Annotated in this window: 14 protein-coding genes; 8 read left to right on the top strand and 6 right to left on the bottom strand. The window is 55.4% G+C overall.

What is annotated here, in order from left to right:
* Positions 1-73: 73 nt before the first annotated feature.
* The gene (gene mioC, locus ACOTX4_RS15300; protein ID WP_003862381.1) at positions 74-523 is read right to left on the bottom strand and encodes an FMN-binding protein MioC; all 450 of its coding nucleotides are present in this window, start codon (positions 521-523) and stop codon (positions 74-76) included.
* Between the two features lie 90 nt (positions 524-613).
* Complete coding sequence (asnC, locus tag ACOTX4_RS15295) at positions 614-1072, bottom strand: transcriptional regulator AsnC (RefSeq protein ID WP_003862383.1); 459 nt, start codon at positions 1070-1072, stop codon at positions 614-616.
* Positions 1073-1223: 151 nt separating this feature from the next.
* Here asnC and asnA point away from each other — a divergent pair, with 151 nt between their 5' ends.
* On the top strand, positions 1224-2216 hold the full coding sequence (gene asnA, locus ACOTX4_RS15290; RefSeq protein WP_003862385.1) for an aspartate--ammonia ligase: 993 nt from the start codon (positions 1224-1226) through the stop codon (positions 2214-2216).
* Here asnA and viaA read toward each other — a convergent pair whose 3' ends face one another.
* Entirely contained in the window at positions 2217-3668 is a 1452-nt protein-coding gene (viaA, locus tag ACOTX4_RS15285) for an ATPase RavA stimulator ViaA (RefSeq protein WP_015570153.1), read from the bottom strand.
* Complete coding sequence (gene ravA, locus ACOTX4_RS15280) at positions 3662-5158, bottom strand: ATPase RavA (protein WP_003862389.1); 1497 nt, start codon at positions 5156-5158, stop codon at positions 3662-3664. Before ravA ends, viaA begins: the two co-directional genes overlap by 7 nt.
* Before the next feature lie 222 nt (positions 5159-5380).
* Between ravA and kup the strand changes: the two genes are divergently transcribed.
* From kup to rbsR, 7 genes are all read left to right on the top strand, one after another.
* Positions 5381-7249, top strand: a complete 1869-nt coding sequence (kup, locus tag ACOTX4_RS15275) for a low affinity potassium transporter Kup (protein ID WP_003862390.1) — start codon at positions 5381-5383, stop codon at positions 7247-7249.
* A 226-nt stretch (positions 7250-7475) separates the two neighbouring features.
* Positions 7476-7895, top strand: a complete 420-nt coding sequence (gene rbsD / locus ACOTX4_RS15270; RefSeq protein WP_003862392.1) for a D-ribose pyranase — start codon at positions 7476-7478, stop codon at positions 7893-7895.
* 7 nt (positions 7896-7902) lie between these two features.
* Positions 7903-9408 (top strand): ribose ABC transporter ATP-binding protein RbsA, encoded by a 1506-nt coding sequence (gene rbsA, locus ACOTX4_RS15265; RefSeq protein WP_003862393.1) that lies wholly within the window; start codon positions 7903-7905, stop codon positions 9406-9408.
* Between the two features lie 4 nt (positions 9409-9412).
* Positions 9413-10378: a ribose ABC transporter permease gene (gene rbsC, locus ACOTX4_RS15260; RefSeq protein ID WP_003862395.1), complete on the top strand. Its 966-nt coding sequence runs from the start codon at positions 9413-9415 to the stop codon at positions 10376-10378.
* A 27-nt stretch (positions 10379-10405) separates the two neighbouring features.
* Entirely contained in the window at positions 10406-11296 is an 891-nt protein-coding gene (rbsB, locus tag ACOTX4_RS15255) for a ribose ABC transporter substrate-binding protein RbsB (protein ID WP_003862397.1), read from the top strand.
* Positions 11297-11404: 108 nt separating this feature from the next.
* A complete protein-coding gene (gene rbsK, locus ACOTX4_RS15250) occupies positions 11405-12334 on the top strand; it encodes a ribokinase (RefSeq protein ID WP_022652094.1) in 930 nt (309 codons plus the stop codon).
* A gap of 3 nt (positions 12335-12337) precedes the next feature.
* On the top strand, positions 12338-13330 hold the full coding sequence (rbsR, locus tag ACOTX4_RS15245) for a ribose operon transcriptional repressor RbsR (RefSeq protein WP_072200116.1): 993 nt from the start codon (positions 12338-12340) through the stop codon (positions 13328-13330).
* Here rbsR and mdtD read toward each other — a convergent pair.
* Together mdtD and ACOTX4_RS15235 are read right to left on the bottom strand one after the other, a co-directional pair.
* Positions 13296-14729, bottom strand: a complete 1434-nt coding sequence (gene mdtD, locus ACOTX4_RS15240) for a multidrug transporter subunit MdtD (RefSeq protein WP_003862403.1) — start codon at positions 14727-14729, stop codon at positions 13296-13298. The two genes, rbsR and mdtD, sit on opposite strands and share 35 nt — an antisense overlap.
* On the bottom strand, positions 14726-15433 hold the full coding sequence (locus ACOTX4_RS15235) for a FadR/GntR family transcriptional regulator (protein ID WP_003862405.1): 708 nt from the start codon (positions 15431-15433) through the stop codon (positions 14726-14728). The genes mdtD and ACOTX4_RS15235 overlap by 4 nt, the downstream gene beginning before the upstream one ends.
* Between the last annotated feature and the right edge of the window lie 243 nt (positions 15434-15676).

Raw genomic sequence — 15676 nt, 5'->3', positions numbered from 1 at the left:
ACGTTGTTATTTGGATAACTACGGCTTAATACGAGCTTTTAACCAGAGTTATCCACATCTGATCGCACGATCTTTAATCGTTTTTGAGTAAATTTTTCCATTCCGCGAGCCAGATCTCGGCTGGATCTTCGGGAATATCATGATCGAGGATGTTGATCTTCAGCGTTTCACCCAGCTGTTTTGCTCCGCAGGCGGTCACCGCTGCTTCTACTTTCTCTATGGCGCCACAGAAAGTGTCATATTCACGGCTGCCGATCCCCACAGCGCCAAACCGGACGTTTGACAGATCGGGCTGTTGTTCCAGCAGTTCGTCATATAAAGGTTGCAGGTTATCTGGCAGATCGCCCGCGCCGTGCGTGGAGGTGATCAGCAGCCAGACCCCGTCAGTCGGGAGATCTTCCAGCAGCGGTCCGTGCAGCGTTTGTGTAGAAAAGCCCGCGTCTTCCAGCTTCTCAGCCAGATGTTCCGCTACATATTCCGCACCGCCCAGGGTGCTGCCGCTGATAAGAGTAATGTCCGCCATTGATCGCTCGCTCAGATAAAGAGGCGGCCATTGTACGCTGTGAACGAGCTGGGATCTACCTGTGGAAAATGTGGGAATGAAATTTCCCGATCACGGGCGGATAGTACGCATGATCGGGTTTTGCAGGGAGATCAGGGTTTCAGTGGACTGAATTTCATCGATTGTTTGGATCTTGTTGATAAGTACCTGCTGGAGGGCGTCAATGGATCGGCACATGACCTTTATAAAGATGCTGTAGTGCCCGGTGGTGTAGTACGCCTCAGTGACTTCATCCAGCGCGTTCAGTTTCTCCAGCGCGGAGGGGTAATCTTTGGCGCTTTTCAGAATAATGCCAATGAAGCAGCAGACGTCGTAGCCGAGTTGCTTCGGGCTGACATCAATGCGTGCGCCGGTGATGATCCCGGCCTGCTTCATTTTCTCTACGCGAACGTGAATGGTCCCCGGGCTGACGCCAAATTGTTTAGCCAGTTCGGCATACGCGGTGCGTGCGTTGGCCATGAGCGCTTCCAGAATGCCGCGGTCCAGATTGTCGATCTGATAATTTTCCATAGGTTTTTCTTATGAAGATTAATGATTCCTTCTATTCTAGCGTCTTATTTTAACGAATCAAAAGTGAAGGAGGCTTTTTGTTGATGGGTTATTGAATTAAGCGCCTGTTCTGTTGCTTAATCAGTATCAACAGGACGCAGGAGTATAAATAATGAAAACCGCTTACATCGCAAAACAACGCCAGATCAGTTTCGTTAAATCCCATTTTTCTCGCCAGCTGGAAGAGAAGCTTGGCCTTATTGAAGTTCAGGCGCCGATTCTGAGCCGCGTGGGTGACGGGACGCAGGATAACTTGTCTGGTTGCGAAAAAGCGGTACAGGTAAAAGTGAAAACACTGCCAGACGCTCAGTTCGAAGTGGTTCATTCCCTGGCGAAGTGGAAGCGTCAAACCCTGGGACAACACGACTTCAGCGCGGGCGAAGGGCTTTACACGCATATGAAAGCCCTTCGCCCCGATGAAGACCGCCTCTCCCCCATTCACTCTGTCTACGTTGACCAGTGGGACTGGGAGCGCGTAATGGGTGACGGCGAGCGCCACGTTGGCACGCTGAAGTCTACCGTTGAGGCGATCTACGCCGGGATCAAAGCGACCGAAGCGGCCGTAAGCAAAGAGTTTGGTCTGGCACCGTTCCTGCCGGAAACGATCCACTTTGTTCACAGTCAGGAGTTGCTGAGCCGTTTCCCGGATCTGGATGCCAAAGGCCGTGAACGCGCGATTGCCAAAGAGCTTGGCGCGGTATTCCTGATCGGCATTGGCGGAAAATTGTCTGATGGTAAACGTCACGACGTCCGTGCGCCGGATTACGATGACTGGAGCACAGTGGGCGAAAGCGAATATGCTGGTCTGAACGGCGATATTCTGGTCTGGAACCCGGTTCTGGAAGATGCGTTTGAACTCTCTTCAATGGGGATCCGCGTGGATGCTGAAGCACTGAAGCGTCAGCTGGCCGTGACCGGTGATGAGGATCGTCTGCAACTGGAATGGCACCAGGCGCTGCTGCGCGGTGAAATGCCGCAGACCATCGGCGGTGGTATTGGCCAGTCTCGTCTGACCATGCTGCTGTTGCAACTGTCCCATATCGGTCAGGTGCAGTGTGGGGTCTGGCCGCAGCAGGTACGTGAGAGCGTCGGTTCTCTTCTTTAATTAACGTCGCCAGCGTCTGAGCAGGCGGCTACGCAACCCGGTATCAAAGCGCCAGATATGATCGAAGATGCGCATGATGCCGGGTTTTCCATGTGCAGACATCGCCACGGCATGGAAACGGTGCTGGTGCACGCGCTGCATCTCCTTCACTTTATTCACGACGTCGTCCGGCAGCCGCTGGGCAATAAAATCGGAAATCACCACCGCATCCGCGTCGTACCAGTCACCGCCCTGCATGCGCTCAATGATACTGCGAAAACAGCTGGCCAGATCGGTGCCGCCGCGAAAGCGCTGGCTTAAAAAGCGGATCGCCTGCTCCAGCCCCTGCGGGCTGGTCAGTTCATACCCCACCACTTCGCTGGAAAAGAGCATGATGTAGCAGCGACGACGATCGGCGAGCGCCACGCGCATCAGGGCCAGGCAGAACGCTTTTGCGCACTGTTCATTAAAGCCCCCCATCGATCCGGACGTATCGACGCAAACAATGAATGGGCCGCGCGGTTGCTCATCAAAATCCTGGTGCACCACCGGACGCTGGCTGATCTTCTCGCGCCAGGCTTCGCCATGCAGTCGATAGGTAATGAGCTGTTTTTCCACCAGCCGACGATAAAACTCATACTCCAGTTCGGTCATTCCCAGCGTGCTGAGTTCCGTAGGCAGCAGACGCAGGATGTCATCGCTTTGCTGTAACCCGTCCACCTGCTCCGGTACGGTGGAGGGCTCGCGTACCAGCGTTCGGAAGGTCTCCATCGGCGCATCTTTCTTTGGGACCGACCGGGCCTCCCGGGAGCGGCCGAGCTGTTCTGCGAGCTTCATCAGCTCCGGCTGTTGCGCCAGAAAGTCGCCGTACTTCACGATCAGCTGATAATCGCCCCGCTTTAACTGGCCGGCACTCATATCCCAGAGTCGACCAGCGGCGTTTTCATTCTCCACCAGCACCTGTTCTAACTGGCCGCTCAGGGTCATTCGCTCCTGGACCTCACTGAGCAACTGTTCGCGCTCTTCGTCCAGCAACTGCTGATTGAGGGCCGTGGCCTGGACCACAAGGCTCAGTCGCCAGCGCTGTAAAAACAGCGTATGCAGGGCGGGAGTGAAGCTGGGGTTGTCCGTGACCAGCGCTCTGGCCTGGCTGGCAAACGGGGAGTGAACGTTATCAAGCAGCGTCAGAGTTTGCTGTAGCTGGGCAATAAACTGCGGCGTTGAAAGCCGCTGGCACTGCTGGTAACCAGCCACTTCCTCTGTCAGTTCCGGCGGGACTTCCGTCTCCTTAAACCGCTGGCGCAGGTTATCGCGCCAGCGGGGAAGATCGTCCGTCATTGCTTTTCGGAGCTTCGGGAATTTTTCAAAGAAGGCCGCCAGCTGCGGTGAAGCGAGCAGGGTAATGACGACCTCTTCGATCAACCCTTCCTCGCTAACCGCCAGCATGACGTTAAGCGTGTCCAGCGTTAGCATTGACGAGCCTGTTTGATCTGCGCGCTGACATCCTGCAAGCTGGCTTCAATGCGACCTAACCAGTCGCTATGGATAAAGAGGCATTTCTGCTGCTCGCTGAAGCGGGTGTGCTGCTGATGCCATTCGTTATCCAGCGCGTCGAGCTGCTGTTTGATCTCCTCCGGCACAGTGTCGGAGGCCGTGCCCGGCAGAGCCAGGCGCGATCCCTGAAGGCTGACGTCGCGGATCACAAGGTGCTGGCTGCTGTCGACTTCCATCGACAACGGCTGTGCAAAGCCGATACCGTTGAGTTTACCGCGGATCTCACCGCCCTTATCCAGCCACTGAACCAGCGCAACGCGTTCGATAGTCACATGCACAACCTGCATATCATGAAGCTTCAGCGGCTGCTGAAGAAGAAGCGTTAGCGAGGCGTCAGTCAGCCCGGCTGGCAGTTCGTAGTGCGGTTTACGGGCAAACATCCCGCCAAGACGGTTCACCTTCAGCGCGGTTTTGTCACTTTGCTGCTGCTGGAGCTGAAGGCGACGTTGAGCAATCGCCCCCAGTTGATTAAGCATGGATTGCTGACCCCACGCGTGTCCGGTCATCAAAACGTCCAGCTGCTGCTGCATCAGATTCATCCCTTCTGCGTCGTGCCACAGGCAGTCTTTCAGCAGGATCAGATCGATGGGAGCGACAGCATCGCGGCCGCTAAACAGCGCGCTTGCCTGGAGCAGGCGAATGGCTTTTTTCCAGCGACGATCGGAGACGTACGGCGCGGAGGGCAGTAAATCAAGCTGCTGGCGCAGCATGAAGATCAGCTCAAAAACGGGATCGGGCAGTTTTATCTTGCCGATCTCCTCCTGCCACTGGTGGTATTCCTCGTCCGTGACCTGCAATGACGCTGCCACCGGATTTTCGTTTTCATCCTGCTGGCTTACCAGCATAGAACGGAAGTTTGATTTATCCTGGACTTTATCCAGCCACAGGCGGATCAACATACGGTCATACAGCGCTTCCAGGCTGCTGTCGGCTTCGGGCAGTTCGTTTGACGCGGCCACCAGCAGGCGCATGGGGATCTTCTCTTCGCTGGCGCCGTTGCGGAATCGGCGTTCGTTAATTGCCGTCAGCAGGGTATTCAGAATGGCCGGGCCGGCTTTCCAGATCTCATCAAGAAAGACGATTTCCGCTTCCGGGAGATAGCCCGCCGTCAGACGTTCATAGCGTCCCTCATCTTTTAGCGCCTGAATGGAGAGTGGGCCGAAAACTTCTTCCGGCGTGGAGAAGCGCGTCATCAAATACTCGAATGCGCGCGCGTTCTGGAAAGCGAATTTGAGGCGGCGTGCGATCAGACTTTTGGCAATGCCCGGCGGCCCCAGCAGAAACACGCTTTCCCCGCTCAGCGCCGCCAGTAAACAGAGACGAATGGCGTGGCTACGCTCGTAAAGGCCTTTTTCCAGCGCACTGCTAAGGCGGGAAATTCTTTCTGCTAATAAATGTGAGTGAGCCATAATAGTTTTGCATCCTTTCGCCGTCGTGGCGGCTAATTGAAGCGAGTATAGACGTTTCGGTCTGGCCTGGTAATAGGCTGAAGTGCGGCGCTATTTTCTTTGCGCTACATTAATGTGGCTGCATTTAGGGGTACGATTTTGCATTGAATCGTGCATACTGTGCGCTTTTTGTGGGCCAAGGGACTAAGCACACATTTGTTATTCAAACGAAAAGACTAGTCTATGAGCACTGATAATAAGCAATCATTACCCGCAGTAACGCTTGCGGCGATCGGGGTTGTCTACGGTGATATCGGCACCAGCCCGCTTTATACGCTTCGTGAATGTCTGTCCGGTCAGTTTGGTTTTGGTGTAGAGCGTGACGCCGTATTTGGTTTCCTCTCGCTCATCTTCTGGCTGCTGATCCTGGTGGTCTCCCTTAAATATCTCTCTTTCGTTATGCGGGCTGATAACGCGGGCGAGGGCGGTATTCTGACCCTGATGTCCCTTGCCGGGCGCAATACGTCTGCAAGAATGACCTCCGTGCTGGTCATCATTGGCCTGATTGGCGGCAGCTTCTTCTATGGAGAAGTCGTGATTACGCCGGCGATTTCGGTAATGTCGGCCATAGAGGGGCTGGAGATTGTCGCGCCACAGCTTGATACTTGGGTGGTGCCACTCGCTATTATCGTGCTGACGTTGCTGTTTGCTATACAAAAACACGGTACCGGGCTGGTGGGTAAGCTGTTCGCGCCTATTATGCTGGCCTGGTTCCTGATCCTGGCGGCGCTGGGCTTACGCAGTATTATCGCCAACCCGGATGTCCTGCACGCGCTGAACCCATTGTGGGCGGTGCATTTCTTCCTGGAATATAAAGTGGTGTCGTTTGTGGCGCTGGGCGCGGTGGTACTTTCCATTACCGGTGTTGAAGCGCTGTATGCGGATATGGGCCACTTCGGGAAACTCCCTATTCGCGTCGCATGGTTTAGCGTGGTCTTGCCTTCACTGGTGCTGAATTACTTCGGTCAGGGCGCGCTGCTGCTTGCACACCCTGAAGCGATTAAAAACCCGTTCTTCCTGCTGGCGCCGGACTGGGCGCTGGTTCCGATGCTGATCCTGGCGACGCTGGCGACGGTCATTGCCTCTCAGGCTGTCATTTCCGGCGTATTCTCCCTGACGCGTCAGGCCGTGCGGTTGGGTTATCTCTCCCCAATGCGCATTATCCATACCTCAGAGATGGAGTCTGGCCAGATCTACATTCCGTTCGTCAACTGGCTGCTCTACTTCGCGGTGGTGATTGTCATCGTCAGCTTTGAGCACTCCAGTAATCTGGCGGCGGCGTACGGTATCGCGGTAACCGGAACGATGGTGTTGACTTCTATTCTCTCCACCACCGTGGCGTACCGTAACTGGCACTGGAATAAGTTCCTCGTGGGGCTGATCCTGGTTGGCTTCCTCTGTATCGACGTGCCGCTGTTCTCTGCGAATCTCGACAAGATTGTCTCCGGTGGCTGGCTGCCGCTGACGCTGGGTCTGGTGATGTTTATTGTGATGACGACGTGGAAGAGCGAACGTTTCCGCCTGCTGCGTCGTATGCATGAGCACGGTAACTCTCTGGAGGCCATGATCGCCTCGCTGGAGAAATCCCCACCGGTGCGCGTGCCGGGCACGGCGGTGTATATGTCTCGCGCGCTGAACGTAATCCCGTTTGCGCTGATGCATAACCTCAAGCACAACAAAGTGCTGCACGAGCGCGTGATCCTGCTGACGCTGCGTACTGAAGATGCGCCGTACGTTCACAACGTGCGTCGCGTACAGATTGAACAGCTGTCGCCAACCTTCTGGCGCGTGGTGGCAAGCTACGGCTGGCGCGAAACGCCGAACGTGGAAGAGGTGTTCCACCGCTGCGGTCTGGAAGGCCTGAGTTGCCGCATGATGGAGACGTCGTTCTTTATGTCCCACGAGTCGCTGATCATCGGCAAGCGCCCATGGTATTTGCGCCTGCGCGGCAAGCTGTATCTCATTCTGCAACGTAACGCCCTGCGTGCGCCTGACCAGTTTGAGATCCCGCCTAATCGCGTGATTGAGCTGGGCACGCAGGTCGAGATTTAAGACTCCGTGTGGGCTTGATGCCCTCACCCCGACCCTCTCCCACAGGGAGAGGGCGCAACCATAAAAAACGGTAACCTGACGGTTACCGTTTTGCATTTACCTCCTCTGCATTTCACTTAGCGAAACGTTTCGACGTTGATCACAAATCCGTTACGTCATGATGGTTTTCTGAACACTTCTGCGGCTACACTGTTTTTAGCGAAACGTTTCGCTAGTGGAGCAAAAAATGAAGAAAGGCACAGTACTCAACTCAGAAATCTCATCGGTGATTTCCCGTCTTGGGCATACCGATACGCTGGTGGTTTGCGATGCAGGCTTACCGGTTCCGCGCAGCACAACCCGTATCGATATGGCGTTAACGCAGGGCGTGCCCTCGTTCATGCAGGTACTGGAAGTGGTCACCGCGGAGATGCAGGTTGAGGCGGCCATTCTCGCGGCGGAAATCAAACAGCATAATCCGCAACTCCACGAAACGTTGCTCAGCCACATTGAGCAACTGCAACAGCACCAGGGAAACACCATAGAAATTCGTTACACAACGCACGAGCAGTTCAAACAACAAACCGCAGACAGTCAGGCGGTGATTCGCAGCGGGGAGTGTTCCCCGTATGCGAATATCATTCTCTGTGCTGGCGTCACCTTCTGAGGCCATCATGGACGCATTACTGCAACTCAAAGGGATCGATAAATCGTTCCCGGGCGTAAAAGCCCTCTCCGGCGCGGCGCTGAACGTCTATTCCGGGCGCGTCATGGCGCTGGTGGGCGAAAACGGCGCCGGCAAATCCACCATGATGAAAGTGCTGACCGGTATCTACCAACGCGATGCCGGTTCGCTGCTGTGGCTGGGTAAAGAGACCACCTTCAACGGCCCGAAATCCTCTCAGGAAGCGGGCATCGGCATCATCCACCAGGAGCTGAACCTGATCCCGCAGCTCACCATTGCGGAGAACATCTTCCTCGGCCGTGAGTTCGTGAACCGGTTTGGCAAAATCGACTGGAAAACCATGTATGCCGAAGCGGACAAACTGCTGGCGAAGCTGAATCTGCGCTTTAAGAGCGACCGACTGGTGGGCGACCTTTCCATCGGCGATCAGCAGATGGTGGAAATCGCGAAGGTGCTGAGCTTCGAGTCGAAGGTCATCATTATGGATGAACCGACCGACGCCCTGACCGATACCGAAACCGAATCCTTGTTCCGCGTGATCCGTGAGCTGAAATCCCAGGGCCGCGGCATTGTCTATATCTCACACCGCATGAAAGAGATCTTCGAAATCTGCGACGACGTCACCGTCTTTCGCGACGGGCAGTTTATTGCCGAGCGCGAAGTAGCAACCCTGACCGAAGATTCGCTGATCGAAATGATGGTGGGACGTAAGCTCGAAGATCAGTATCCACATCTGGAGAAAGCGCCGGGTGAGATCCGCCTGAAGGTGGATAACCTCTGCGGACCGGGCGTGAATGACGTCTCCTTTACCCTGCGCAAGGGCGAGATCCTTGGCGTCGCGGGCCTGATGGGGGCGGGGCGTACTGAACTGATGAAAGTGCTCTATGGCGCACTGCCGCGCACCAGCGGCTACGTTACCCTTGACGGCCATGAAGTGGTCACCCGCTCGCCGCAGGACGGGCTGGCGAATGGCATCGTCTATATCTCTGAAGACCGTAAGCGCGACGGCTTAGTGCTGGGCATGTCGGTAAAAGAGAACATGTCCCTGACTGCGCTAGGCTATTTCAGCCGCAGCGGCGGCAGCCTGAAACACAAAGATGAGCAGCAGGCGGTCAGCGATTTTATCCGTCTCTTTAACGTTAAAACCCCATCGATGGAGCAGGCGATTGGCCTGTTGTCCGGCGGTAATCAGCAGAAAGTGGCGATTGCCCGCGGGTTGATGACGCGCCCGAAAGTACTGATCCTCGATGAGCCCACCCGCGGCGTGGACGTGGGCGCGAAAAAAGAGATCTATCAGCTGATTAACCAGTTCAAGGCCGACGGTCTGAGCATCATTCTGGTCTCTTCCGAGATGCCAGAAGTATTAGGCATGAGCGATCGCATTATCGTCATGCATGAAGGGCATCTCGGCGGTGAATTCACTCGCGAGCAGGCCACCCAGGAAGTTCTGATGGCTGCCGCTGTGGGCAAGCTTAATCGCGTGAATCAGGAGTAAGAAGATGACTACCCAGGCTGTTTCTGGTCGCCGCTATTTCACAAAGGCATGGCTGATGGAACAAAAATCGCTGATTGCCCTGCTGGTGCTGATCGCGATTGTCTCGACCATGAGCCCGAACTTTTTTACCGTCAATAACCTGTTCAACATTCTTCAGCAGACCTCTGTCAACGCCATTATGGCGGTGGGGATGACGCTGGTGATTTTGACCTCGGGTATCGATCTGTCCGTCGGTTCCCTGCTGGCCCTCACCGGCGCGATCGCCGCGTCGATTGTCGGTATTGAGGTCAACGCGCTGGTGGCCGTTGCCGCTGCGCTGGCGGCAGGTGCGGCAATTGGCGCCGTAACCGGCGTAATTGTGGCGAAAGGTCGCGTTCAGGCGTTCATCGCCACGCTGGTGATGATGCTGCTGCTGCGCGGTGTGACCATGGTGTACACCAACGGCAGCCCGATTAATACCGGCTTTACCGATAACGCCGATCTGTTTGGCTGGTTCGGTATCGGTCGCCCGCTGGGTGTCCCGACCCCGGTCTGGATCATGGCTATCGTTTTCCTGGCGGCGTGGTACATGCTGCACCATACCCGTCTGGGTCGTTATATCTATGCGCTGGGCGGTAACGAAGCGGCAACGCGCCTGTCCGGTATCAGCGTTAATAAAGTCAAAATTATCGTTTACTCCCTGTGCGGCCTGCTGGCGTCTCTGGCGGGCATCATCGAAGTGGCGCGCCTCTCTTCCGCACAGCCAACGGCGGGTACGGGCTATGAGCTGGATGCCATCGCGGCAGTGGTTCTGGGCGGTACGAGTCTTGCGGGCGGTAAAGGTCGCATTGTTGGGACATTGATCGGCGCACTGATCCTCGGTTTCCTGAATAATGGTTTGAATTTGTTAGGTGTTTCCTCCTATTACCAGATGATCGTTAAGGCAGTGGTGATTTTGCTGGCGGTACTGGTAGACAACAAAAAACAGTAACTGACGACACTACAGGACATCTTAGATATGAACATGAAAAAACTGGCTACCCTGGTTTCTGCTGTCGCGCTGAGCGCAACCGTAAGTGCTAACGCCATGGCGAAGGACACCATCGCGCTGGTTGTCTCTACCCTGAACAACCCGTTCTTCGTCTCCCTGAAGGATGGCGCGCAGAAAGAAGCAGATAAACTGGGCTACAACCTGGTGGTGCTGGATTCTCAGAACAACCCGGCGAAAGAGCTGGCTAACGTTCAGGACTTAACCGTTCGTGGCACCAAAATCCTGCTGATCAACCCAACCGATTCCGACGCGGTCGGTAATGCCGTGAAGATGGCAAACCAGGCGAAGATCCCGGTAATCACCCTTGACCGTCAGGCAACGAAAGGGGATGTGGTCAGCCACATTGCGTCTGATAACGTACTGGGCGGTAAAATCGCCGGCGACTACATCGCGAAGAAAGCCGGTGAAGGCGCGAAAGTGATTGAGTTGCAGGGTATCGCCGGGACTTCCGCGGCCCGTGAACGTGGTGAGGGTTTCCAGCAGGCTGTAGCGGCGCACAAATTCAACGTGCTGGCGAGCCAGCCGGCAGACTTCGACCGTACAAAGGGTCTGAACGTCATGCAGAACCTGCTGACCGCGCATCCTGATGTGCAGGCGGTATTCGCACAGAACGACGAAATGGCGCTCGGTGCGCTGCGTGCGCTCCAGACTGCGGGTAAATCAGATGTGATGGTTGTCGGATTTGACGGCACGCCGGATGGTGAAAAAGCAGTAAATGATGGCAAACTGGCTGCGACCATCGCTCAGCTGCCTGAGCAGATTGGCGCGACTGGCGTGCAAACTGCCGATAAAGTGCTGAAGGGCGAAAAAGTTCAGGCCAAATATCCTGTTGACCTGAAACTGGTCATTAAGCAGTAAAGGCGATTCAGGCAGTCGCTGGCTGCCTGAGGGACACCAAATAAAAGAAAAGTGTGGCATACGCCACCGGGTAATACCGGTGGCGCTCTCAGATGGACACCTCAATACATGAAAACCGCAGGCAACCTCGTCGTCCTTGGCAGTATCAATGCCGATCACATTCTTAACCTTGAAACGTTCCCCACTCCGGGCGAAACCGTCACCGGCAATCAGTATCAGGTGGCGTTCGGCGGTAAGGGCGCAAACCAGGCGGTTGCCGCCGGACGCAGCGGGGCGAATATCGCGTTTATCGCCTGTACGGGTGATGACGATACCGGCGAGCGCGTACGCAAACAGCTCGCAAGCGACAACATCGACATCGCACCCGTCAGCGTGGTTGCAGGGGAATCTACCGGCGTGGCGCTGATTTTCGTCAATGCGGAAGGTGAGAATGTCATCGGTATTCATGCGGGGGCTAATGCCGCGTTAACGACTGAACGCGTCGAAGCGCAGCGTGGAATCATCGCCGGAGCGGAAGCCCTGCTGATGCAGCTGGAGTCACCGGTTGAAAGCGTGCTGGCCGCTGCGAAAATTGCGCATGAAAATCATACCTCTGTCGTACTTAACCCGGCACCTGCCCGTGTATTATCAGACGAGCTGCTGGCGCTGGTGGATATTATCACCCCGAACGAAACCGAAGCGGAAAAGCTGACGGGTATCCGTGTCGAAAATGATGACGATGCAGCGCGTGCCGCGCTTGCGCTGCATGATAAAGGCATCGGCACCGTGATCATCACCCTCGGCAGCCGTGGGGTGTGGGCTAGCGTCAATGGCGAAGGTCGTCGCGTGCCGGGCTTTAAGGTCAAAGCCATTGATACCATCGCCGCAGGAGACACCTTCAACGGTGCGCTGGTAACGGCGCTGCTGGAAGGAAAAGCAATGGATGAAGCGATCCGCTTCGCGCATGCCGCCGCTGCGATCGCGGTGACGCGTAAAGGCGCTCAGCCTTCTGTTCCATGGCGTAAAGAGATTGATGAATTCTTAAGTCAGCAGGGGTAACGCTTGGCCACAATGAAAGATGTCGCCCGTATGGCGGGCGTTTCTACCTCGACTGTTTCCCACGTTATCAATAACGATCGCTTCGTCAGCGAGGCGATTCGGGAGAAAGTTGACGCTGCAATTAAAGAACTCAACTATGCGCCGTCTGCGCTGGCCCGCAGCCTGAAGCTCAACCAGACGCGCACCATCGGCATGCTGATCACGGCCAGTACCAACCCTTTTTATTCTGAACTGGTGCGCGGCGTGGAGCGCAGCTGCTTCGAGCGCGGCTACAGCCTGGTGCTGTGTAATACCGAAGGCGATGAGCAGCGCATGAACCGTAACCTGGAAACGCTGATGCAAAAACGCGTCGACGGGCTGCTGCTGCTCTGTACCGAAACGCATCAACCTTCGAAAGAGATCATCCAGCGCTACCCTTCTATTCCCACGGTGATGATGGACTGGGCGCCGTTCGACGGCACCAGCGATCTGATCCAGGATAACTCGCTGCTGGGCGGCGATATGGCGACTCAGCATCTGATCGATAAAGGTCATACCCGCATTGCCTGTATTACCGGCCCGCTGGATAAAACCCCGGCGCGCTTGCGTCTGGAAGGCTATCTTTCGGCCATGGAACGTGCGGGGCTTGCCATTCCTGATGGCTATTGCATCACCGGCGATTTCGAATTTAACGGTGGATTTGAAGCAATGCAGAAATTGCTGGCGCAAGAGCCGCGCCCGCAGGCGGTGTTTATCGGTAATGATGCGATGGCATTCGGAGCTTATCAGGCGCTTTATCAGGCGGGATTACGTGTCCCGGACGACATGGCGATCGTCGGTTACGATGATATCGAACTGGCGCGCTACATGACGCCGCCGCTGACCACCATCCATCAGCCGAAAGATGAACTGGGCGAGCTGGCCATCGATGTGTTGATCCACCGCATGGCCCAGCCCACGCTGCAACAGCAACGTTTGCAGCTTACTCCTGTTCTGATGGAACGCGGTTCGGTTTAGCCTTCTCTTTGTGACGCTCTTTAATCAGGTTCCGGCCGTCTTTTGGTTTTAACAACATAAAGACCACCGCCGATACCACGGTAAGCGCGCCCATGGTGATAAAGGTATAGTGGAACTGCTCAACGGTATTTGTACCGTCAAACCCTTCATAAAACCGCAGTACCGCCGCGCTCACGGCAACCCCGAGGCTGATCGACAGCTGTTGAGTGACCGCCAGTACGCTGTTGCCGCTGCTGGCATTCTCGTCGGTGAGGTCCGCAAGGGTGATGGTGTTCATCGACGTAAACTGCGTCGACATGGCCATACCCAGCACAAACAGCGGCAGGATCAGCATCCAGATTGGTAACGCCGCAGATTGCAGAGAGAACTGCGCAATCATCAATCCGATAAAGATCGTCACGCCAACCAGCGTCTTACGATAGCCAAACCAGCGCAGCACCTGCGTGACCGTCGATTTTGCCAGAATCGAGCCCATCGCCGTGGGCGCCATCATGCAGCCAGCAATCAGGGCCGGATAGCCGAAACCGACCTGGAGCATAAGCGGCATCAGGAACGGTACGCAGCCCGTGCCCAGACGTGAGGCAATGTTGCCCGCAATCCCGACGGAGAACGTTCGGGTGTTAAACAGAGATAAAGAGATAAGCGGTGTCGGATGGCGACGCGCATGACGTATATATAGAAGGAACAGCAGAATACCGCTGAGGATGACGGCCAGCGCCAGCCACGTCGCTACGATTTTCTCGCCAAACAGCTCCATCCCGCTGGAGAACAGGACCAGGCTCAGGCCAAACAGAAAGAAGCCGCCCATATCGAAGCTGCGTCTTGGCGTGGTGAAGTTCGGCATATATTTGCGAGCATAAATCAGCCCTGCCACACCAATCGGAATATTAATCAGGAAGATCCAGTGCCAGCTTGCCCAGGTCACCAGGACGCCGCCGAGAACCGGGCCAAGTATCGGGCCGACCAGCCCCGGCATAGTCACAAAGTTGAGCACCGGGAGCAGTTCGCTGCGCGGATAGGCGCGCAATAACGCCAGACGCGCGACGGGCATCATCATCGCGCCGCCTATCCCCTGTAGAACGCGGAAGATAACCAGTTCCGTCAGAGAGGTGGAGAGGGCGCAAGCCAGAGAACCGAGGGTGAACAACGTCACCGCCAGCATGAATACTTTACGCGTGCCGAAACGATCGGCCAGCCAGCCGCTGACCGGAATAAGCATCGCCACCGTCAGGGTGTAGCTGATGATGGCGGATTGCATCGCCAGCGGGGAGCGGTTAAGGCTTTGGGCTATGGCGGGAAGGGCGGTATTGAGGATAGTGGCATCAAGTGCCTGCATAAAGAACGCCATGGCTGCAATCCACGGCAATCCGGCCATACTGCGTGCTTTTTTCTCTGTCATTTATTTACCTGCTGGTGGGTTGGCGCGGCCAGCAACGCCTGGCACGCACTCAGGGCTCGCTGCCCGTCGCTCTCCTGAATGGCATCGACTATCGCCTGATGCAGATCCAGCTTCACCACCTCATCCTGTGTGATAGAGGTAAAGTAAGTGTGGTACACAGAATGGAATAAAGAAGCAAAGGAGGTCAGGAAAGGATTTCCGCTCATATTATAGATATGTTCATGCCAGGCCATATCGACCGCTATCCAGCGCTCGCGGTTAAAGTGCTTTTTCAGATCCACCATCTCTTCCATCAAAGTATTGAGCTGCGCTTTTTGCTCTGCTGTGCCGAGCGTGGCGGCAAGCAGACAGGCCTGAGGTTCAAGACTGCTGCGCATGACCAGAAAGTGATCGACGACCTGATTAAAGTTATCTTCGGTCATCCACCAGGTGAGCAACTCCTGATCGAGAAAGTTCCAGTTTCCCTGAGGCATAACGCGGGTGCCAATGCGCGGGCGTGGAAGCACCATCCCTTTCGCCGTTAATGTTTTTACCGCTTCGCGAACGGCTGTACGGCTAACGCCAAACTGATCTCCCAGCTCCATCTCGCTGGGCAGGATGCTACCTGGAGCATATTTACCCGCTAAGATCAGCTGCGCCAGTTTCTCTGCCAGCACATAGGACAGGTTTTTTTGAGCTGCCAGCTGTTGTGCGCTTAATGGCATCGCTTTTATTCCTTAGATATTGATGCGGCTAATTATGCCATCTCAGGTGTGATTGTGGTTGCAGATACATCAAATAGAACAATTTGTGGCTGGATCTCATCGCTTTTGGTGAAAAAAAACACGGTCAGAAATTTTTTTTAAATTTCCTCTTGTCACTTCAGAAGAACTCCCTATAATGCGCCTCCACTGACACGGAACAACGGCACGCAAGCCGCCGGGTCAGCAGAGAAAAGCAAAACAAAC

The organism is Enterobacter cloacae complex sp. IR5459 (genome assembly GCF_049238005.1).
Lineage (GTDB): Bacteria > Pseudomonadota > Gammaproteobacteria > Enterobacterales > Enterobacteriaceae > Enterobacter > Enterobacter hormaechei_C.
This window is presented reverse-complemented; position numbering and strand designations above follow the sequence as displayed.

What these genes read in the sequence shown, in the direction of transcription:
- mdtD (WP_003862403.1), bottom strand. Translation starts at nt 14,729, where the DNA reads ATGACAGAGAAAAAAGCACGCAGTATGGCCGGATTGCCGTGGATTGCA.
- mioC (WP_003862381.1), bottom strand. Translation starts at nt 523, where the DNA reads ATGGCGGACATTACTCTTATCAGCGGCAGCACCCTGGGCGGTGCGGAA.
- ACOTX4_RS15235 (WP_003862405.1), bottom strand. Translation starts at nt 15,433, where the DNA reads ATGCCATTAAGCGCACAACAGCTGGCAGCTCAAAAAAACCTGTCCTAT.
- asnC (WP_003862383.1), bottom strand. Translation starts at nt 1,072, where the DNA reads ATGGAAAATTATCAGATCGACAATCTGGACCGCGGCATTCTGGAAGCG.
- ravA (WP_003862389.1), bottom strand. Translation starts at nt 5,158, where the DNA reads ATGGCTCACTCACATTTATTAGCAGAAAGAATTTCCCGCCTTAGCAGT.
- rbsA (WP_003862393.1), top strand. Translation starts at nt 7,903, where the DNA reads ATGGACGCATTACTGCAACTCAAAGGGATCGATAAATCGTTCCCGGGC.
- rbsK (WP_022652094.1), top strand. Translation starts at nt 11,405, where the DNA reads ATGAAAACCGCAGGCAACCTCGTCGTCCTTGGCAGTATCAATGCCGAT.
- rbsC (WP_003862395.1), top strand. Translation starts at nt 9,413, where the DNA reads ATGACTACCCAGGCTGTTTCTGGTCGCCGCTATTTCACAAAGGCATGG.
- rbsB (WP_003862397.1), top strand. Translation starts at nt 10,406, where the DNA reads ATGAACATGAAAAAACTGGCTACCCTGGTTTCTGCTGTCGCGCTGAGC.
- asnA (WP_003862385.1), top strand. Translation starts at nt 1,224, where the DNA reads ATGAAAACCGCTTACATCGCAAAACAACGCCAGATCAGTTTCGTTAAA.
- viaA (WP_015570153.1), bottom strand. Translation starts at nt 3,668, where the DNA reads ATGCTAACGCTGGACACGCTTAACGTCATGCTGGCGGTTAGCGAGGAA.
- rbsD (WP_003862392.1), top strand. Translation starts at nt 7,476, where the DNA reads ATGAAGAAAGGCACAGTACTCAACTCAGAAATCTCATCGGTGATTTCC.
- kup (WP_003862390.1), top strand. Translation starts at nt 5,381, where the DNA reads ATGAGCACTGATAATAAGCAATCATTACCCGCAGTAACGCTTGCGGCG.